The sequence below is a fragment of the Epilithonimonas sp. genome (assembly GCF_036780765.1).
Taxonomy (GTDB): Bacteria; Bacteroidota; Bacteroidia; order Flavobacteriales; family Weeksellaceae; genus Epilithonimonas.
Genome location: NZ_DAIQCG010000010.1, coordinates 1 through 20764 on the forward strand (window position 1 = coordinate 1; position 20764 = coordinate 20764).

Below are 20764 nucleotides of genomic sequence, written 5' to 3' on the forward strand. Positions count from 1 at the left end.
GTTATATATTGTTTCCATTGATTTTCTTTCTCCCAAATCTTCATTTTTGGAGCGCCGGAGTAGGAAAAGATACCATTCTGTTTCTGTGTATAGGCATGTTTGTTTATGGATTGATGAAACCATTTCAGAGAATTCCTATGATTTTAATAGCCGGATTATTAACAATGGCAATTAGACCACATATTTTATTGTTTTTAATGATAGGTTTTGGTCTGGCTTACGTGTTTGGGGGCAAAGTGTCTCCGGCGCAACGTTTCATTTTCTCGGCAGCAATGATAGCAATAGGGCTTGCCATTTTGCCATCGGTAATGGAGTTTGCCAAGATAGAGGAGGCATCAGCAGAAGGCTTTGACAAATTTGCAACAGGTAAGGCTGCTGTTTTGAGCCGTGGCAGTACAGGTTCTGCCATAGACATTTCATCATATCCATTTCCGCTGAAAGTTCTAACGTTCTGGTTCAGACCGACATTATTTGACGTCAGAAATATAAACAGTCTGATTGCTGCCTTAGAAAATTTACTGTTGCTGATTGTTTTCATAAAAGCAATGCGCACCAGTCCGCTTAAGGCCTTCAAGGCGGCACCATTTGTAATAAAAGGTCTTGTTATTTTTTTGATTGTAGGAACTTTGGCCTTTTCCCAATCTTTAGGAAACTTGGGCATTATGATCCGCATGCGGAATATGTTCCTTCCGGGGATGATGATCTACCTGATGTGGATATTCTCTTACCAGCAGCAGAGAATTAGAGCTTTAAAAACCCCAACGAAAGTAAAATAGTTTTATGTCATGCTGAGGCTCTCGAAGCACTCTAAAAATAATTTCCAAAACGGCCTGCTGAGATTCTCGTTACATTATAAAAATAATATCCAAAAACCGTCCTGCTGAGGCTCTCGAAGCATTTCTAAAAATAAACACTTTCAAATCCTAAAAACCTTAACTTTGCCTTCATTATTAGAATAATCAGACCCAAAATATGAGCAAAAGCTCCGATATAAAAAACAAAAAGTGGCTATTTCCCGTTGTTTTATTGGTGTACCACCTGACCTTTGCCATAGTAGCGTGGCAGTACAGTCTGCAGCACCCCAGTGATGCGCTTAGATATTGGATGCTGATGGGGAGTTGGTCAGCTTATCTGCATTGGGGCACAGATGTTATAAAACTGATCAGTTTTCCTTTTTCATCCGTTTTGCAATGGCCACTCTGGGCTGGTTTTATATTGTACTGCTTGATAGGTTTTTATGCAATAATGGAACTTTACAATTTCTCATTAAGATACATCAAACCTTCAGAAAAGTGGGAGAAGGGATTGGTGATGTTGATTTTCCTCCTGCCTAATCTGCATTTTTGGACTTCTGTCATCGGGAAAGAACCTGTTGTTTTTCTGGCAATTACTTGGATCTTGATTCAGCATAGGGATCGGAAATACAGCAGCATTAAAAATATTTCGGGCTGGGTGCTTCTGGCTTCGGTCAGACCCCACGTCGCAATGTTTCTACTCATGGCGGTTTTATTGGCAGGGCTTTGGGACAATAAAAAGTGGACTTGGAAAAAGTCAATGTGGATCGTTACGGGCGTTATGATAATATTCGGATTATACCTGATGACAATGCATCTGCTGAACCGAAATCCATTCGACATTCCCTATATTCTGGAGAGAAATAGAGCCTCATTGCTAGCTTTCAAAAGAGCAGGATCCTATGTGCCAATGATAGATTATAATTGGATAGAAAGAGGACTGGCATTCAACTTCAGACCATTGTTTTGGGATGCCCGCTCAACCTATGCTTTTATTTTAAGCGCAGAAAACTTGCTGGTAGTAGTATGGCTGTCAACAGCAGTAGTGCTTTGGATTAAAAAAGCTAAACATATAAAATGGGATGCATATGCAAAGATTACCATCTTATTTTGCATCATTGCATCCCTTTTTTATATCCAGCGGTATTCTTGCCTCGGGATTTTCGTCCGAACCAAAATAATGTATATGCCTTTTCTGCTGATTCTTGCGACCAAAATAATTAGCCAAAAATTACCCCACCACTAACATCCCGTATACATAATCACGCGACTTTTCACGCACGCCCTTCAACCCTCCAATCGCAACCCGTATATCACAAACCACTCTCCAGGCTTTTGATAATAAGATCGATGTAGAGTATTATGGAAAGATAATAGATGTTGCCATCAAGTTTGATAAAATGAAAGTGCTTCTCGGATCGGTATGTACGCATGCTACGTTCACTCACACCCAGAAAAAGGGCCACTTGCTTTTCTGTAAGAAGTTGTTTGCGGTTAAGGACAAAATCACTGGCAAGCAATTCTTCTACCATTTGTCGCAATGAGTTGATGAATTCTTTAATAAAGTTTTCGCTGAAATTGTAAAAATTTTTCATAGCATTTAGTTTTGTATCCACTAAGTTAATCATTTTTTCAACACAGTACTAAAGTTTTTTCCCAACTCCCACATTACCGCTTTAACAAACCCCGTACAAACTCTATCTGGAGCCTATGGAAAACCTATACAAAGCTTATAGAAAGCCTATAGCGAACCTATATAAATAGAGTAGAATTGGAAAATTTCGGCAATTTTAGGAAGGGCTTAAAAAAGAGCAGGATTGGTACGCTACCTTTGACTTGTTAAACAATTAAAATTTATTGTTATGGCAAAATTAAATGATTCTCTATTGTCTGGATCCTCAGGTAGAACCGGACGATTGGTGGTGGCAAATGTGGCCGGCACCGAAATTCTTAGAGTACGGCCACGTAAAAAAAATACGCAGCCATCGCCTAAACAGGCGTTGATTCAGGAGCGGATGAAGAAATGTTATGACTTCATTCTTCCTTACAAAGCTTATGCTTCTGCATACTTTGGACATAGGCAGGGGATGAGGTCTTGCTATAATCTGGCAATTACCAATTTACTGAATGCCTTTAAACTGGATTTTCAGACGATGACCATAACTCCGGATTTTCCAGAGATAGAATTTTCGCACGGCAGTCTTTTGGCGGCAATTCCTACAGGATTGAGTTCGGCTGCCGCGACAACACTATCGGTAGAATGGTATAACAATGCGGCAGGCGACCCCGATTGTCTCGCAGATCAGCTGCAGCTTTTATATTTTGAAGAAACACAAAAAAGTCCGGTGTTTTTGGGAAATATGGGCGAAAGAGCAGATGCTTCGATGACTGTTACAGTACCGCCCTACTTGTCTGGTAAAACGGTTCAAGTCTGGATAGCGTTCCTGTCACAGGATGGGATGGAGGTTTCTTTATCTGCCTATGTCGGTAGTGTACAGATTACATGATTAATTTAATTACAACAGAATTATTAAAAAAAGTCCCTTTTACAAGAAAGGGATTTTCATTGATACAACAACCTTCAAAGGTTTTTCCATCAAATAACCTCAGTGAAAAATCCTCAATAAAATAACCGCAGTCAAATAAATAACTGGATCTTCAAAATCGGGTACATCCTAATCATACCCAACCCCACCACTTCCATACTACATAACCTTACCTGAACACTAACAGACCGCACCTCGCCACCCTCCATCCCAAACCCTTTTCCTATCTTTGCAAAAAAATCTTAAATGGCAAAGCTTTTCCGTATTACAACTGTGCCGGTGTCTGTAGAAAAACTCCTTGGCAAACAGCTGACGTTTATGAACCAGTTCTATGAGGTGACAGCAATATCGTCTGATAGAGAGGATCTGGAAAGAGTGGGGCAGGAGCTGGGGGTCAAAACCAAAGCCATAGAAATGACGCGAAAGATTACCCCAATACAGGATTTGAAATCGCTTTGGGAAATGTACTGCTACCTCAAGCAGGAAAAACCGGACATCGTACACACGCATACACCCAAAGCCGGACTGATTGGGATGATCGCAGCAAAACTGGCGGGTATTAAAGTGAGACTGCATACAGTGGCAGGATTACCTTTGATGGAAACATCTGGTGTAAAAAGAAGGGTGCTGAACCAAGTCGAAAAATTAACCTACGCCTGTGCGACGAAAGTATATCCCAACTCGTTTGGATTAAAGGATTTTATTCTGAAAGAGAAATTTTGCCCACCGAATAAACTGAAAGTAATAGGCAACGGAAGTACCAATGGGATTGACACAGCCTATTTTAATCCAGCACTGTTTTCGCCGCAGCAGAAGAGAGAACTTAGGCAGCAGTGGCAGTTGGATGAGGATGATTTTATATGGATCTTTGTGGGCAGACTGGTAAAGGATAAAGGGATTAATGAACTGGTAGCGGCATTCAGGCAATTGACAGAGGAAGCGAATGATTCGGAAAATGGAAGTAGAAATAGTTCAGCAAATAATATAAGGAATAGAGCGCCCAAGCTTCTATTGGTTGGACCGTTGGAGTCAGAACTCGATCCGCTGTTACCGGAAACATTGAACGAGATGGAACACAATAAAAACATCTTAACAGTGGGGTACCAAAAGGATGTTAGACCGTATCTGGCAGCGGCAGACGCCCTGATATTTCCCAGTTACAGGGAAGGATTTCCTAATGTGGTGATGCAGGCTGGAGCGATGGAGTTGCCGGCAGTAGTATCCAATATCAATGGCTGTAACGAAATAATTAAAAATAACAAAAATGGTATGATTATTTCTGTGAAAAATAAAAATCAGATTTACAATTCATTACTCAAGTTGATGTCAGACCTTAACCTTTATAATAAAATGAAATCGGAAGCCAGAGAAAACATAGTACAGCATTATGATCAGAAATTAATCTGGAATACCATTTTAACGGAATACAGAGAACTGACAAAATAAGTGAAGGGTTAATGGCTTAATTTTTAGAGAGATGCGAGAATGGTTGCAAGTATTTTTTTTTTAATGTAACTTTGCAAAATATATATATATCATGAAAAAATTTCTATACTTTTGGCTTTTGGTTTTCAGCATTATAACTTATAAGGCACAAACCACCACATGGAATGGATCTTCCTGGTCCAATGGAAATCCAAATCCTTCTACAGATGCGATAATAAGCGGTAATTTCATCCAAACTTTAGGGTTTTCTTGTAAAAATCTGACAATTAATCCGGGTGTCCAATATACTGTGAAAAATGGACAAAGATTATTAATTTATGGTAATTTTACAAACAATGGTAACTTATATTTGGGAAATGATGCAATCCTTACGCAAATTTCCGATAATTCTGTGTATTCTGGTACAGGAATAGCTACTGTTGAAAGACAGGCAAATTTGAAGCAAAAGGATTATAATTATTGGAGTGCTCCTGTACAAGGACAAAATATTTATAGTTTTTCAACCGGTACTCCTCATCAATATTTTTTTAAGTATAGAGAAACTGATGATCGCTTCTTTTCAGAAGGAATAAATAGCTCATCTGTGTTTATGCCAGGCATTGGTTATGCTATTCGAGGCAAAGACACATATTCTTTGACAGTTCCCACAACTGAAGTTTTTTTGTTTTCAGGGGCTTTAAATAATGGTACGATAACTGTTAATTTAAAAAAAAGTAATGGTGTAGATAAAGGATATAATTTGGTTGGAAATCCCTATCCTTCTAATATTGCCATAAAAAATTTTTATAATGTTAACAAAAATTCAATTTTTCCTAAACTGTTTTTTTGGACAAATATTAATGAAGTAACTCGCCAGCAAGGCTCTTCGTATGCAGGAAACAACTATGCAACAATGGTTGTGAGTGTAGGAAGTGTTGGTCCAACCTATGTAACAGGTAATGTGGAGGAAACGAGTCTTCGGCCACTGAATTATACCAAATTGGGGCAGGGATTTATGGTGCAGGCAAGATACAACAATGCGCCGCTTGATTTTAAAAACTCAATTAGGCCTACTGTTACTACTGGAGCAATCTTCTACAATAAAACTAGTGAAGGTGATGACAATGGAGATGATGAGCCGGAAGAACCAGAAGAAATAGTGGATCGCTACTGGCTTAAGCTAATCAACCCAGACAATATAGCCAATGATATACTCATTGCCCACATAGCAGAGGCAACGAACAATTATGATGAAGATTATGATGCGGCATTATTTGCAATGGGTAATGATACGTTCTACTCAACGGTGGGTACCAATAAGTTGCAAATCCAGGCACGGGCGCTTCCAATTAGTGATTCGGATGTGATTCCACTGGCATACAAAACTTCTAAAGCAGGTAACTGTGTTATTGCACTCAATGATAAAGACGGAATCTTTAAAGACAGTAATAAAGCCATCTATTTAAAAGATAAAGTAACAGGTACGGTTACCAATTTGCAGGAAGGATACTATACATTCAACAGTGATGTCCTTACAGCACCCAATGAGTCCAGATTTGAAATCCTTTATACCAACGAGGTGCTTGCTGCAGGGGCTGTAACCAAAGAAGATTTGCTGGTTTATAAACAAAATGAGGCATTGGTAGTTAAAAATAATTTCAACATTTCTAAGGCAGAATTATATGATGCTTCAGGTAAATTAATGACGTCTCTTTCTGGAAATAACACCAAAGAAATCAAGCTAAGTACAATTGGATTTGTGAAAGGGGTTTACATCCTAAAGATTACTTCTGCAAAAGGAATTACTACTAAGAAAGTTATTTTATAACAAATCATCCGATTATAAAGATCAAGCCAGTCTGAAAAGATTGGCTTTTTTATTTTGATTATAAAATCTCTATATTTTTAAATAGTTTACTTCAGGTTATATTTCATTAACGCTTCTTTTAATGATTTCCAAAACCAATTCCTCTGTATGGCATAAGGTTTGTAAAATGTAAAAAAGATAATTATTAATGAAAAAATTAAAGATATGAAAAAATTATTTTTTGGAGCAATCGTTTTAGTAGCAGGGTTATTTTCAACTGCAAAGGCTCAAATACAAGAAGGCAATTGGATGGTTGGAAGTAGTATTTTAACTAGTAATTTTGGACTAAATACTGGCGGAGGTTATCAAATTGGATTAGAACCAAAAGCAGCATATTTTATTAAAGATAATGTCGCATTGGGAGGTATGATTAATTTGAATTTTTTAAAAACTGGCAAAGGAGAAGCCACTCAGTTTAAGTATGGTGTGGGTGCTTTAGGGCGTTACTATATTTCTCCTGGAGAAGCGGGTGTTGACAATTTATTAAATCATGGACGTTGGTTTTTTGAAGGTAATGCTGGAATAGGTGGTACTTCTATAGAAAATGGAAACTCAACAACAGGTTTTGTATATGGTGTTGGTCCAGGATATTCTTATTTCATTACACCAAATATTGGTGTAGAAGGCTTAGTAAAATATAATGGTGAGGCAGGTTTTGGAAATACCCCATATAGTTCTAACATAACTTTCAACGTTGGTTTCAGTATTTATTTGCCAACATCTCACGCCAAGAGAATTGCTAATGAGGTGAAATAATACCTATATTTGATAAAAAATATATAGACAATATATTACCGACTTTTGGTCGGTTTTTTTATTAAAATAATAAGATTATGGAATATTTAAATACAGTTTACGCCGTATTACAAAGATGGTACATCAGCTTTGCAGAGTTGACGCCCAGATTGATTGTCGGGATAGTAGTTTTTCTCTTTTTCCTGATGACCAGCAAATATCTCAGCAAATGGTCCGTAAAACTATTTCACAAACTTTTCCCCAAAACTAAAAACGACTCGGTACTGACATTGATTGCCATATTCAGGTTTTTGATTATCCTGATGGGAACTTTCCTCGCATTGGAAATAATGGGATTCAGTGGATTCTTTATCAAGTTTTTGGGAAGTTTGGGAGTTGCCGGGGTGATTGCCGGGGTGGCTTTAAAAGATTTAGTTTCGAGTATTTTTTCAGGAATGCTGGTAAGTGTTGATAAAGCCTTTAAAATTGGAGATTATGTCACAATTGGTGGCAATTCCGGAACGGTGCAGGATATTGGGTTATTAACAACGAAATTGATTACCGATGATGGCAAGAAAGTTTATGTTCCGAATCAGGTCATTTTTAATTCGCCGTTTTTCAATATTACTGCATCGCCACAGCGCAGAATTATTTTAGATTTCGAGATTCCGGTTGGTGAAGATATCAATAAAGCTAAAGATGCTATTTTAGATGAAATTAAATCTCTAGAACACGTGGATAAAACAGATGCAACCGATGTGGTCTTTACCAATGTAAAACAAGGTGTTTTTACTCTGCAAATCAAATTTTGGTTAGAAATTGGAGCTAATTTTACCATTGTGAAGAGTGATGCAATTATGAAGATTAACGAGAGACTTGTAAAAGAAAAAATAGAACTTGTAACACCTACAAGCATTAACATTACTCAAGCTAACAATTCAGAAAATAACAATGAGCAATAATAAATAAGCCGATTCAAATTTGAATCGGCTTATTTTATTCTTTTAAAATTTCAGCTTAAGCTAAAACTTCTTTTACTTTGTTTGCAGCTTCTTCCAAAGTGATAGCAGAGTGGATTGGCAATCCAGCTTCGTCAATCAGTTTTTTAGCTTCTACAGCATTTGTACCTTGTAATCTTACGATTAATGGAACAGGTAGGCTTCCCATTGCGTTGTAAGCATCTACAACACCTTGAGCAACTCTGTCACATCTTACGATTCCTCCGAAGATGTTAATCAAGATCGCTTTTACGTTCGGGTCTCTCAAGATAATTCCGAAAGCCGTTTGAACTCTCGCAGCATCAGCAGTTCCACCAACGTCCAGGAAGTTAGCAGGGTTTCCACCAGATAATTTGATGATATCCATAGTTGCCATTGCAAGACCAGCTCCGTTTACCATACAGGCAACGTTGCCGTCCAACTTCACGAAGTTAAGACCAGCTTCGCCAGCTTCAACATCCAATGGGTCTTCTTCTCTTGTATCTCTCAACTCAGCAAGGTCTTTGTGACGGAACAATGCGTTGCCATCCAAAGTTACTTTAGCATCTACAGCGATAATTTTGTTATCAGAAGTTTTCAAAACCGGGTTGATTTCGAAAAGAGAGGCATCAATTCCTACGTAAGCGTTATATAATGAAGTGATGAATTTTGTGAATTCTTTGAAAGCGTTACCTTCCAATCCAAGTCCGAAAGCAATTTTTCTAGCCTGGAAACCTTGTAGTCCGTAAGCTGGGTCAATCACTTCTTTGTGAATCAAATGAGGCGTAACTTCTGCAACGTGCTCAATGTCCATTCCACCTTCTGTAGAATATACGATGGTGTTTTTTCCAAGAGCTCTGTCCAAAAGGATAGAAACATAAAACTCTTTAGTTTCAGTTTCTCCAGGATAATATACATCTTCTGCAACCAATACAGAGTTTACTTTTTTACCTTCAGCAGAAGTCTGCGGAGTGATTAGCTGCATTCCGATGATGTTTCCAGCGTTTTCTTTAAGTTTATCCATATTAGGAGAAAACTTAACACCGCCACCTTTTCCACGTCCACCAGCGTGGATTTGAGCTTTTACAACCCAACCTTGTGCACCGGTTTCAGCAGTTAATTTTTCAGCAGCAGCAACTGCCTCATCTACGTTGTTTGCAACAAAACCACGTTGGATGTTAACCCCGTATTTTGCTAAAATCTCTTTTGATTGATACTCGTGAAGATTCATAATATGTTTTGATTAATTTTTAAATTTTATAAGATTTACAAATTTAAGAAAAATGACCAACGCTAAAAAGAAAATTATAGAAGTTTTAATGACTTAAATCACTTTATCAGTTTAAAATGAGAACGGTAAAGAGATTGACTATAATTTTATCATCGAAATCAAATTTCTGGTACAATTTTCTAATCACATTTTAATACTATTTTAATGTATAGTAATACTATTATTCTGAATCATTTTATAATTTTGAATAGTCAAAAAAATTAGATTAATATCAATGAATTTTCAATTAAAATTCAAAGTTACTGAGAAACTCTATCTCAAAGACCCAGAGAAAAGCGAGTTAGGGAAATCTATTGTGAAAAACGCCATAGAACTGATTTTTGAAATCGGTTTTGAGCATTTTACATTCAAGAAACTGGCGACGAAAATTGGTTCTACAGAAGCTACGATTTATCGATATTTCTCTTCAAAACATAAGCTTTTGACTTACATTCTCAATTGGTATTGGTCCTATCTAGAGTGTATTTCCCAGCTTCGAGTTTCGGAAATCAAGCTTGCGTCGGATAAACTCGATAAAATATTAGAAATCATCACGCATCACGACAAATCTTGTGTAGAGATCGAGGACTATGACCTTGGTAAACTTCACGCCATTGTGGTTTCGGAGAGTTCTAAATCTTACCTTGTAAAAGAAGTGGACGAGATTAATAAAGATAAAGTTTTTAGTCCGCTGGAGAATCTGTGTGCTTTTATTTCAAATATTATTTCTGCGTCCAACCCAAAGTTTCCTTACCCGACTTCTCTTGCCAGTACATTGTTGGAAACGGCACACGATCAACAGTTTTTTAGCGAACATATGTCAAAATTGACAGATAATAAAGATAATCAGAATCATAAATCCTATGTCCTGAATTATTTAAAATATTTAACATTTAATCTTACAAAATAAGACAATGAAAACATCACCAAATGAATATGGGCGAAAGCTCTGGCAATATATAACCAAAGAAAAAAAAGACGTCACGAACATCTATTTTTATGCGATTCTCAATGGTTTGGTTGCGCTTAGTATTCCTTTAGGAATCCAGTCGATTGTGAACTTTGTGATGGGAGCTACAATGGTAACTTCTATTTATATTTTAATATTTTTTGTGGTCTTAGGAACTTTCTTGGTTGGTTTTTTCAGACTAAAGGTTTTACAGATTATTGAAAAAATTCAGCAGAAGATTTTTGTTGAGTTCTCTATGGCTTTCACCGAGAAACTTCCGAAAGTCAATCTTTCAAGTACCAGAAAATATTACTTACCGGAATTAGTGAATCGTTTTTTTGATGTTCAGAATCTGCAAAAAGGAATATCTAAAATTCTTCTGGAAATCCCTACCGCATTGATTCAGATTGTGTTTGGGATTTTGTTGCTGTCATTTTATCATCCTTGGTTTTTGGCTTTTGGAGCGTTGGTTGTGCTTTCTGTGGTTATTATTTTCCGAGCTACGATGGAAAGCGGAATCAAATCGAGCATAGACGAAAGTGATAAAAAATATGAAACAGCGGCGTGGATAGAAGATGTTGCTGCGTCGGTTCAAACTTTCAAAATGCATTCTGATAACGAAGTTCATTTGGCAGGAACAGATAATCGAGTAGTTAAATATTTGGAAGATAGGAATGCACATTTCCGAGTTTTGGTGTTCCAATATAAAACTATTGTTGCCTTCAAAGTGATTATTACGTTAGCGATGTTGGCGATTGGAACTTATCTGATGATTACACAACAGCTTAATATTGGAGCTTTTATTGCGACTGAGATTGTTGTTCTAAGTATAATGTCAGCAGTAGAAAAATTAATTATAAGTCTGGAAAGTTATTATGACATCATTGCTTCCTTTGCAAAACTCGATAAGATTACCGAATTGAAAGAGGAAAATAATGGTGAAATTGCCTTGATTCAAAAAGATAGAGGAATCGAAATTGAGTTTAAAAATGTTGATTTTTCGTTCAATGAAACACATCCGATTTTATCAAATCTAAATTTTAAACTTAAGGAAAATACCATCACAGCAATTACGGGAAAAATGGGATCAGGAAAATCTCTATTGCTCAATATCCTTTCTGGGTTTTACGAGCCGGGAGCAGGAACCATTTTGTTTGATAAGATTCCTTTGAAAAATTTAGAAAAACAAAAATTCCGAAGCAGTGTCGGTCTGTATCTGGAAAATATGAAAGTCATCCAAGGTACGGTTCAGGAAAATATACTATTAGGAAATAGTGATTGCAATACCGAAGATATCCTCATATTATCCGAAAAAATGGGAATTGATAACATTTCTAGTTTGTTCAGTCAAGGTTTTACAACAGAAATCAGCGAAACCGATTCTGAGTTGACATTCAGTTCCAAGAAAAAAATCCTCCTGCTTCGTGCATTGTTAGGAGGAAAAAGAATGATACTTCTGGAAAATCCTTTTGCCGGAATGCCAGCGGAGTTTCAGGAAAAAATGCTCAAATACCTTCAAGAAAAGAAAAAAGATACCACTATTGTGGTTGTTTCTCCAGACAAAGATTTCCTTTACAATGCAGACCAGCATTTGCTTTTGGAAGATGGAACTATAAAATTGATTTCTTAAAAATTTAGAATAATAATGGAACTAAAGTCTTACGATAAAATATACCAAATCCACAGAAAATCCGGAGTCAAAAGATGGTTTTTCTTTATCTTGATTGCCGGAATCATCACGTTGTTTCTTCCTTGGACTCAAAATATTAAAGTGAAAGGTAACGTTTCTTCTTTGTATCAATCCCAAAGACCACAACAATTGAATTCTCCAATTCCCGGAAGAATCATCAAATGGAATGTGAAAAATGGAGATTATGTGAAAAAAGGAGATACACTTCTTCAACTTTCCGAAATCAAAGACGATTATCTGGATCCAATGTTGGTTCAAAGAACAGAAGAACAAGTTGAAGCTAAAAAAGGCGTAAGAGATTACTACGAAGCTAAAGTTGGAACAGCGAAAAATCAATTGTTAGCGCTGAATGCTGCAAGAGATTTGAAACTTAATCAAGTTAAAATTAAAATCAGCCAGCTGAATAACAAATTGGTTGGAGAAGAAGCTGAGTTAGCTGCAACTACAAACGAACTCAAATTGTCAGAAGACCAATTTGCCAGACAGAAAAAGATGTATGATGACGGTTTGGTTTCCTTGACGCAGTTCCAGCAGAGAAGTATTTCTTATCAAAATGCCATTGCTAAAAAAACAGCGACAGAAAATAAAGTAGCCCAAACCAGACAAGAGATTCTCAATACTCAAATCGAACAAAATGCTGTCACACAAGATTATAATGAAAAGCTAAGTAAGATAGAAGGAGAACGTTTCCAAAGTTTGGGAAATATAGAAGGAAGTGATGGCGACATTGCAAAACTTCAAAACCAAGTAGCGAATTACAAAGCAAGACAAGGTTTATATTTCATCATTGCATCTCAAGATGGTCAGGTCGTTCAGTTGAACAAAGCAGGAATTGGAGAAGTTTTGAAAGATGGCGAAAACATTGGAACCATTGTTCCTACAACTGTAGATTATGCGGTGGAAATCTATATCAAACCAGTCGACCTTCCACTTGTTAAAGAAGGACAACGTGTGATGTGTATTTTTGATGGTTTCCCTGCGATTGTTTTCTCCGGTTGGCCGGATTCCAGCTACGGAACTTTTGCAGGAAAAGTGATTGCTTTGGAAAATAATATCAGCCCGAATGGTCTTTTCAAAGCTTTGGTGATTGAAGATAAGAGTGAAAAAAGATGGCCACCAAAAATCAAAATGGGAACCGGCGTTCAAGGAATCGCTATTCTAAATGATGTTCCAATCTGGTACGAACTATGGCGAAATATCAACGGTTTTCCACCAGATTATTATGAAGTTGCAACCGCAAAATCAACAAAAGATGAAAAAGCTAAATAAACTATTTATTCTCGTTTTTCTGCTTTTTGTTCAGTTTAATTTTGCTCAGGATTCTTTGAAGTTATCGGCGAATGAGTTCATTTCAATTGTGAAAAATTATCATCCGTTAGCTTTGAAATATCAATTGCAGAATAAGATTGCAACAGCAGAAATTACCCAAGCCAGAGGTAGTTTTGACCCAGTTTTAGGTGGAAAGTTGGGCGAGAAAAATATTGATGGAACAAACTATTACAAACAAAAAAATCTTGAACTTGGGATTCCGACTTGGTATGGGATTGATATCCACGGAGGTTACAATTATATAGAAGGAGATAAGTTGAGCAACACCGAAACTGTTGGTGGTTTATACCAATTTGGTGTGACAATTCCGTTGGCGAAAAATCTTCTTTATGACAAGAGAAGAGCAATGCTGGACCAAGCCAAGTTTGCTCAGAAAATGACCGAAGCTGAACAAGCAGTTTTAACCAACGAATTACTTCTGGATGCAGAAAACAAGTATCTGGAATGGGTTCAGAATTATGAGATTTATAAACTAAAGACCGAGATTATTGATATTAATAGAGAACGTCTCAAACTCACAATCAAAACATTTGAATATGGAGAAAAACCAGCTATTGATACGATAGAAGCATTGTCTCAGTTGCAAAGTTTTGAACTTCAGCAGCGCGATGCATTTTTGACTTTTGTGAAGACAACTCAGGAGCTTCAGTTATTTCTTTGGAAGGAAAATCAGCAGGTTTATGAGCTTTCGCAGATGATTTATCCTTCTGATGACCTTACGAATAATCTGGCTTACACCGATTATGAATTCTTGATTAATGATGTAGAATCCCGACAAATTAGTTCGCATCTTTCGATTTTATATTATAATCAGAAACAAAATATCTTGGAAAGTGAACGACGGCTGAAGTGGCAAAGTTTCCTTCCGAAAGTTGATTTTACTTATAATTTCTTCAACAAAGAAAATTACAAGGCAGATTATCTTCCGCTTTTTGATAACAATTTTCAATATGGTTTGAAACTGGAAATCCCGATTTTCCAAAGAGAAGCCAGAGCTAATTATCAGATTGCTAAAATAAAACTAAATCAGAATGAGTTGGATACCAATTACAAAATAAGGGAACTGGATACCAAAATCGAAACATACAAAAATGAGATTCTGAACTACCGAACGCAAATTGAACTTGCCGAGAATAATCTCAAAAACTACGAGCGACTTTTGTCTGCAGAAGAAACGAGATACAGCAACGGAGAAAGCTCATTATTCTTGATTAATTCAAGAGAAAATAAAGTCATCGAAGCTCAGGAGAAATTCATTTCTATCAGAACCAAATTCCTTAAAAGTTTCAATAAGCTGAAATGGATGAAGGAGAATTTTACGTTATAAAACAAAAAGTTCAGGCAAAACCTGAACTTTTTTATTTGACTTTTCTATACTTTCTTTTCAGAAATTTTATATTAATTGATTGAATATCATTAATGACAACATCTTCTAAGGAATCTTGTTTTCTCTGTAATTTAAGCAAAAGTAATCTTTTTGAAAAACTCCATTCGCCTAAATACGTTTTATTATCAAGCTCGTCAAATCCCCAATAATTTTGTATTCTTTTAAAAGTTTTATCTTTATATAAAATGATACTATCCTTTTCTGTATGATTTTTATACTTGTTAGAATAGATGTTTTTTCTTGTCAAAACATAAATTGATTCAACTTTTTGACTTAGAAAAAAGTTAGATGAAATTAGAAATATGAAAAGAAAAAGTTTCATTTAAAACTTCACTTTCACAAAATAATAAATCAACATCGCCCAACTAATAATCATAAACAATCCACCCAGCGGCGTAATTGGTCCAAGGAATTTCAAATTAACACCCCAAACATCTTGAAAACTTAAGAAATAAATACTTACAGAAAACAAGAAAGTTCCTGCAATCATCAGAATCGAAATCCATTTTTCAGATGAGGTTTCAAATTTCAAAATATAACCAACAATCAATAAAAAGAAAGCCGCATAAATCTGATATCTAACACCAGTTTCAAAGCTTTCCAATCTTTCTACAGATAATATTTTTTTGAATGCGTGCGCTCCAAATGCACCAAGAATTACGGATAGCAAACCGTAGATTCCGCCTATGATTAAAGTAAAGTTTTTCATATTATTCTGATGTTTAATTTTTGTTTAACATCTTCAGACCATTCGTTTTTCAAGATACTTAAGACAATGCTATCACGTCTTGTGCCATCTTTTTTAAAAATATTACTTCTAAGAATTCCTTCTTCTTTACAACCTATACTTTTCATTGCTGCAATGCTTTTTTTGTTTTCAAAATCTGCAATAAAACCAACTCGCTCAATCAATAATTTTTCGAAGGCAAATTCCAAAAGCAAATATTTGCAGTTTTTATTAAGTCCTGTTCCTTGGAAATTTTTTCCATACCAAGTGTATCCGATTTCTAATGTTTTTTGATTAGAAAGAATATTATAAAATCTTGTAGAACCTGCAAAAGAGTTGGATTTTTTATAAAAACAACAAAAGCATATTCGGTTTTGTTACTTCTGTTCAGTAATGCTGTTTCTATATATTTTCTGAGTTGTTCTTTTCCGGAAGCATTAGAAAATCCGGTAGAATAATTCCAGATTTCCGGTTCGTTTTCCGAAAAATAAATCAAATCATTATAATGTTCTTCTGTTAAAGGCAAAAGTTGCACCCGACTATTTTCGAGTATATAATCTTTTTCAAAATTAAATTCCATTATTTATTTCTCAATTTTTCCAATTCCGAAATTACCTCGTGATGACTCACCGTTTTATCTTTGAAATAAGTCACAAAATGTTGTTTCTCTTCTTCCGTTGCACCAAACTGATTCAAGATATTAAAAAGGTGCATTTTCATATGACCTTTTTGGATTCCTGTCGTTACCAAAGAACGAAGCGCTCCAAAATTTTGAGCCAATCCCGAAACCGCCAAAATACTCATCAATTCCTGAGCAGATGGTTTTCCTAACAAAGCCAAAGAAAATTTAACCAGAGGATGAAGATTCGTTAATCCGCCAACAACGCCAACAGAAATCGGTAAATCAATCCAAAATCTGAAAATCCCATTATCTGTTGTACAGTGCGTTAATGAAGAATATTTTCCATTTCTCGCTGCATAAGCGTGAGCACAAGCTTCTGTTGCACGGAAATCATTTCCTGTAGCAATGACAACAGCGTCCACACCGTTCATAATTCCTTTGTTGTGTGTCGTTGCTCTGTAAGGCTCGATTTCTGCAATCGTCACAGCACGTTTGAATTTCCACGCAAATTCTTCATTCGAGATGCCACTATCGTCTTTCAAATCTTCAATTTTGCAGGAAACTTCGGCTCTTACAATACAATCTGGTGTGTAATTAGAAAGAATATTCATCACAATTTGAAGCGATTCTTTTTCTTCCTGAGAAAATTCGTTTTCGTTTGTAACTTCTTCTTTCAAAGTTTTCCCGAACTGCTCCAGACAAGAATTGATAAAATTAGCTCCCATCGAATCTACCGTGTCAAAACTCGCTTTCAGCTGGAAGTAATTTTCCAATTCAGAAGTTTTATCAATCAGTTTGATATCCAAGATTCCACCGCCTCTTTTTCTCATATTAGCAGTGATATCTTCAGTCGCTTCCAACAATTTTTTCTTTAATTTAAAATTGAAAAAATGAAGCAGTTTATGTGGTTCAACATTCAGAACAAAATGTGTGTGACCGAGTTTTTCTGTATTGATAATCGTTGTTTTGAAACCGCCTTTGTCCAGCCAGAATTTTGCAGCTTTAGAAGCAGCAGCAACAACCGAACTTTCTTCCACCGCCATTGGAATCGCCAGAAGTTTTCCGTCAATCAGAAAATTCGGAGCAATTCCGTAAGGCATATAAAAATTGGAAATCGTGTTTTCCGAGAACTCTTCGTGAAGTTTTTGTAACGCCGAGTTATCGTTCCAGTATTGATTTAAAATATGTTGATATTCTTCGTTTCCTTCAAGGTATTCATTTACGAGCCAATCGATTTTTCCTTGTTTTGTTAATTTGGAAAAGCCTTCAACGGGTTTATGATTCATATAGAGTATTTATTTAATTTGATATGAAATTCTTAAATCAATTTTATTTCATACTAAAATTTTAATGATGGTAAAGATACTAATTTATCGTTTTAGACTGTTGATAACATCTATCATAAATTCTTGATATTTGTCAAATATGGAACTAAATTTGAAGTTTAGTATTGCCAATATAATATTAAATAGTCCAATGAACTTCGACCGCATAAAAGAAAAACTCGAAATACTTGCAGATGCTGCTAAGTACGATGTTTCGTGTTCCTCCAGCGGTGGAAAAAGAAAAAACAATGGAGGGTTGGGTGACAGCTCAGCAAGCGGAATTTGTCATACTTATACAGAAGACGGCCGTTGTGTCTCGCTTCTTAAAATCTTGTTGACCAATCATTGCATTTACGATTGCATCTATTGCGTTTCCAGAAAATCCAATGACATCAAACGTGCGGCTTTCACAGTGGAAGAAGTGGTGGATTTGACCATCAGTTTTTACAGACGAAATTACATCGAAGGATTATTTCTAAGTTCTGGAATTTTCAAAGATGCGGATACAACGATGGAACGTTTAGTTCGTGTGGCGAAAAAGCTGAGAACAGAACATCAATTCAATGGTTATATTCATCTCAAATCCATTCCTGGCGCGAGTGACGATTTGATGAATGAAGCCGCACTTTACGCAGACCGACTTTCTGTAAACCTCGAAATTCCCACCGAATCTGGCTTGAAATTATTAGCTCCTGATAAAAATCGTGAGGATATGCTTCAACCGATGAGAATCGTTCAGAAAGGTATTCAGCAATATAAAGACGAAAAGAAAATCATTAGAAGTGCGCCGAAATTTGCGCCAGCAGGACAATCAACCCAAATGATTGTGGGTGCGACTAATGAAAACGATTTGCAAATCATCAAAGTGGCAGACCATTTCTATAAGAATTACGGAATGAAACGGGTTTATTATTCGGGATACATTCCTGTGACTGTTGATAATCGTTTGCCGGCAATCACGGCAGAAGTTCCTGTTTTGAGAGAAAACCGCTTGTATCAGTCAGATTGGCTGATGAGGTTTTATGGTTTTAAGGCAGATGAAATTTTGGATTCTGGGATGCCTTTTCTGGATTTGGAAGTGGATCCGAAACTAAGTTGGGCTTTGCGAAATTTGGATCAATTTCCTGTTAACCTTCAAACCGCAGATTACAAAATGATTCTCAGAATTCCAGGAATTGGTGTGAAAACTGCGAAGAAAATCGTGAGCGCAAGAAAATTCCAAGTTTTGACAATTGACCATCTTAAAAAACTCGGAGCAGCTGTAAACAGAGCCAAATATTTCATTGATTTTACTTATGGAAACCCATTTCTGAAACATTTAACCGATTTGAATTTGAGAAAATTAATTATTGGTGGAAGTCAATCTAAATTTCAGAATCAGTTTTCTCAACAGTTGACTTTGTTTTAAGGCTTTGACTTCGCTTAGCCTGACAACGCTAAATCTTTCGTACACTCAAACGCTCCAACCCTCCAACCCAAAAACTCTCCAACTCAGAAAATGACAACCCTTCTCTACGACGAAACTTTCGACGGACTTTTTACAGCGATATTTGAAGTTTTTGAGTACCGTTATAAGGATGTGGAAATCAGAAACAGGGAAACATTCCAGCAGGAAAATATGTTTGCGGAGATTCACGAAGTTGTAACACAAGAGGAAAAGTCACAACGGGTATTAAATAAGCTGGAGCAAAACATCGGCAAGTCAGGAATCAATCAACTATTAAAAGTATTTTTATCAGAAGATTCCGCAATGGAACAATTGATTTTATCTGCTGTAAAACAGTCGATTAAATATCCAAACGATAATATTCTACAAAATTTCGCCAACGATGACATTCTGAAAATCTCAAAAATCTGCAAATCAGTAAGTCGGGAAAGACACAGAATGACTGCTTTTGTAAGATTCGAGAAGATGCAGGATGATGTTTATTTTGCGAAAATTGACCCAGATTTCAATGTGTTGCCTTTAATCAGAAAACATTTCAAAGACCGATATGCAGATCAAAAATGGATGATTTATGACTTGCGGAGACATTACGGATTGTTCTACGACTTAGAAAACTGCGAATTTTTTTACCCTGATGAAAAATTGAATTTAAACCAATATCAGGAAAAATTCCACGACGAAGAGAAAAAATACCAAACGCTCTGGCAAAGCTATTTTACGAAAACCAACATCAAGGAACGGAAAAATACAAAGCTCCACATCCAGCACGTTCCCAAAAGATATTGGAAATATTTGACCGAAAAATACAATTCTTAACTTACATCAATGTGAGAGAAATCTGATCCGCCTAAATTTGCACTATAATTAAACAACAAAATATTAAAATTATGGCAACTAAATGGTTATTAGACCCAACGCATAGCGAAATCACTTTCAAAGTAAAACACTTGATGATTTCCAATGTAAAAGGAGAATTCACAACGTTCAACGCAGAAATTGATGCAGAAGACGACACATTCGCCAACGCAAAAGTTTCAGCTTTTATCGATACAGATTCTATTTTCACCAACAATACAGACCGTGACAATCACCTGAAATCTGCAGATTTCTTCAACGCAGAAGCCAACCCGAAAATCACTTTCGAAGCTTCGACTTTGAACGGCGACGTTACAGGGAATTTGACAATCAATGGCGTTACAAAACCAGTAACTTTGGACGTAGATTTTGGCGGAATCAATTCTGACCCTTGGGGAAACACCAAAGCAGGTTTCTCTTTCGAAGGAAAAATCAAAAGAAGCGACTTCGGTTTGACTTGGAACGCAGCTTTGGAAACAGGCGGTGTGATGGTGAGCGAAGAAGTTAAAATTGCAGGCGAATTGCAGTTTGTAAAACAATAAAAGAATATAATAGTATTTATAGTTTGAGTTTTTTAAAGTATAAACAGAGTTCGCTTTGTTTATACTTTTTTTGATTTTGAGAATAATTATTTGGGCAGCTTAATCCGCCTTCCGCTTCCGCTCTTTTCACTCCACTTCGTTGCGTAAAAAGGAGCTCGCTCAAATCGAGGAACGAGATTCATCGATTCAAATAAAAAAATAAACAAATTTGAGGTAAGTCGGGCTGCAGATTCAGCGTAAAACAACATTTGCCAAAAAATCAAAGATTCTAAAACTT

At 36.3% G+C, this 20764-nt stretch carries 20 protein-coding genes and 1 pseudogene; 14 read left to right on the forward strand and 7 right to left on the reverse strand.

Annotated features, from left to right (window positions below):
- Both V7P73_RS12655 and V7P73_RS12660 read left to right on the forward strand, forming a co-directional pair.
- A pseudogene (locus V7P73_RS12655) lies at window positions 1–776 on the forward strand (hypothetical protein); the annotation flags it as partial.
- Window positions 777–1110: 334 nt separating this feature from the next.
- Entirely contained in the window at window positions 1111–2040 is a 930-nt protein-coding gene (locus V7P73_RS12660; RefSeq protein ID WP_333854239.1) for a hypothetical protein, read from the forward strand.
- Between the two features lie 67 nt (window positions 2041–2107).
- Here the strand turns inward: V7P73_RS12660 and V7P73_RS12665 are convergent, their stop codons facing one another.
- Window positions 2108–2389: a hypothetical protein gene (locus V7P73_RS12665; protein WP_333854241.1), complete on the reverse strand. Its 282-nt coding sequence runs from the start codon at window positions 2387–2389 to the stop codon at window positions 2108–2110.
- 267 nt (window positions 2390–2656) lie between these two features.
- Between V7P73_RS12665 and V7P73_RS12670 the strand changes: the two genes are divergently transcribed.
- The 5 genes from V7P73_RS12670 to V7P73_RS12690 all read left to right on the forward strand — a co-directional run bounded on the left by V7P73_RS12670 (window position 2657) and on the right by V7P73_RS12690 (window position 8329).
- Window positions 2657–3301 (forward strand): DUF6266 family protein, encoded by a 645-nt coding sequence (locus V7P73_RS12670; RefSeq protein WP_333854242.1) that lies wholly within the window; start codon window positions 2657–2659, stop codon window positions 3299–3301.
- Between the two features lie 285 nt (window positions 3302–3586).
- On the forward strand, window positions 3587–4786 hold the full coding sequence (locus V7P73_RS12675; RefSeq protein WP_333854244.1) for a glycosyltransferase family 4 protein: 1200 nt from the start codon (window positions 3587–3589) through the stop codon (window positions 4784–4786).
- Window positions 4787–4877: 91 nt separating this feature from the next.
- A complete protein-coding gene (locus V7P73_RS12680) occupies window positions 4878–6593 on the forward strand; it encodes a T9SS type A sorting domain-containing protein (protein ID WP_333854247.1) in 1716 nt (571 codons plus the stop codon).
- Window positions 6594–6797: 204 nt separating this feature from the next.
- A complete protein-coding gene (locus V7P73_RS12685; RefSeq protein WP_333854248.1) occupies window positions 6798–7388 on the forward strand; it encodes a hypothetical protein in 591 nt (196 codons plus the stop codon).
- 77 nt (window positions 7389–7465) lie between these two features.
- The gene (locus V7P73_RS12690; protein ID WP_333854249.1) at window positions 7466–8329 is read left to right on the forward strand and encodes a mechanosensitive ion channel family protein; all 864 of its coding nucleotides are present in this window, start codon (window positions 7466–7468) and stop codon (window positions 8327–8329) included.
- A gap of 55 nt (window positions 8330–8384) precedes the next feature.
- On the opposite strand, the gene sucC is transcribed toward V7P73_RS12690, so the two are convergent.
- Entirely contained in the window at window positions 8385–9575 is a 1191-nt protein-coding gene (gene sucC, locus V7P73_RS12695) for an ADP-forming succinate--CoA ligase subunit beta (RefSeq protein WP_333854250.1), read from the reverse strand.
- 274 nt (window positions 9576–9849) lie between these two features.
- Here sucC and V7P73_RS12700 point away from each other — a divergent pair, with 274 nt between their 5' ends.
- From V7P73_RS12700 to V7P73_RS12715, 4 genes are read left to right on the forward strand one after another with little or no spacing between them, the layout of a single operon-like run.
- Window positions 9850–10524 (forward strand): TetR/AcrR family transcriptional regulator, encoded by a 675-nt coding sequence (locus V7P73_RS12700; RefSeq protein WP_333854251.1) that lies wholly within the window; start codon window positions 9850–9852, stop codon window positions 10522–10524.
- A 4-nt stretch (window positions 10525–10528) separates the two neighbouring features.
- The gene (locus V7P73_RS12705; protein WP_333854253.1) at window positions 10529–12193 is read left to right on the forward strand and encodes a peptidase domain-containing ABC transporter; all 1665 of its coding nucleotides are present in this window, start codon (window positions 10529–10531) and stop codon (window positions 12191–12193) included.
- Window positions 12194–12208: 15 nt separating this feature from the next.
- Window positions 12209–13522: an HlyD family secretion protein gene (locus V7P73_RS12710; RefSeq protein ID WP_333854254.1), complete on the forward strand. Its 1314-nt coding sequence runs from the start codon at window positions 12209–12211 to the stop codon at window positions 13520–13522.
- Window positions 13506–14909: a TolC family protein gene (locus V7P73_RS12715; RefSeq protein ID WP_333854255.1), complete on the forward strand. Its 1404-nt coding sequence runs from the start codon at window positions 13506–13508 to the stop codon at window positions 14907–14909. The genes V7P73_RS12710 and V7P73_RS12715 overlap by 17 nt, the downstream gene beginning before the upstream one ends.
- 31 nt (window positions 14910–14940) lie before the next feature.
- On the opposite strand, the gene V7P73_RS12720 is transcribed toward V7P73_RS12715, so the two are convergent.
- The 5 genes from V7P73_RS12720 to V7P73_RS12740 form a co-directional block, all read right to left on the reverse strand.
- The gene (locus V7P73_RS12720) at window positions 14941–15216 is read right to left on the reverse strand and encodes a hypothetical protein (protein ID WP_333854256.1); all 276 of its coding nucleotides are present in this window, start codon (window positions 15214–15216) and stop codon (window positions 14941–14943) included.
- A gap of 75 nt (window positions 15217–15291) precedes the next feature.
- The gene (locus V7P73_RS12725) at window positions 15292–15678 is read right to left on the reverse strand and encodes a DUF423 domain-containing protein (RefSeq protein ID WP_333854257.1); all 387 of its coding nucleotides are present in this window, start codon (window positions 15676–15678) and stop codon (window positions 15292–15294) included.
- The gene (locus tag V7P73_RS12730; protein ID WP_333854313.1) at window positions 15675–16064 is read right to left on the reverse strand and encodes a GNAT family N-acetyltransferase; all 390 of its coding nucleotides are present in this window, start codon (window positions 16062–16064) and stop codon (window positions 15675–15677) included. The genes V7P73_RS12725 and V7P73_RS12730 overlap by 4 nt, the downstream gene beginning before the upstream one ends.
- On the reverse strand, window positions 15977–16276 hold the full coding sequence (locus tag V7P73_RS12735) for a hypothetical protein (RefSeq protein ID WP_333854258.1): 300 nt from the start codon (window positions 16274–16276) through the stop codon (window positions 15977–15979). The genes V7P73_RS12730 and V7P73_RS12735 overlap by 88 nt, the downstream gene beginning before the upstream one ends.
- Window positions 16276–17604 carry a hydroxymethylglutaryl-CoA reductase, degradative gene (locus V7P73_RS12740; RefSeq protein WP_333854259.1) on the reverse strand — a complete coding sequence of 443 codons (1329 nt, stop codon included), beginning with the start codon at window positions 17602–17604 and terminating at the stop codon, window positions 16276–16278. Before V7P73_RS12740 ends, V7P73_RS12735 begins: the two co-directional genes overlap by 1 nt.
- Window positions 17605–17794: 190 nt before the next feature.
- Here V7P73_RS12740 and V7P73_RS12745 point away from each other — a divergent pair, with 190 nt between their 5' ends.
- From V7P73_RS12745 to V7P73_RS12755, 3 genes are all read left to right on the forward strand, one after another.
- Window positions 17795–19051: a putative DNA modification/repair radical SAM protein gene (locus V7P73_RS12745; RefSeq protein ID WP_333854261.1), complete on the forward strand. Its 1257-nt coding sequence runs from the start codon at window positions 17795–17797 to the stop codon at window positions 19049–19051.
- 90 nt (window positions 19052–19141) lie between these two features.
- Window positions 19142–19906, forward strand: coding sequence for a TIGR03915 family putative DNA repair protein (locus tag V7P73_RS12750; protein WP_333854263.1), 765 nt, complete (start codon window positions 19142–19144; stop codon window positions 19904–19906).
- Between the two features lie 71 nt (window positions 19907–19977).
- Window positions 19978–20487, forward strand: a complete 510-nt coding sequence (locus tag V7P73_RS12755; protein ID WP_312421489.1) for a YceI family protein — start codon at window positions 19978–19980, stop codon at window positions 20485–20487.
- Window positions 20488–20764: the final 277 nt, after the last annotated feature.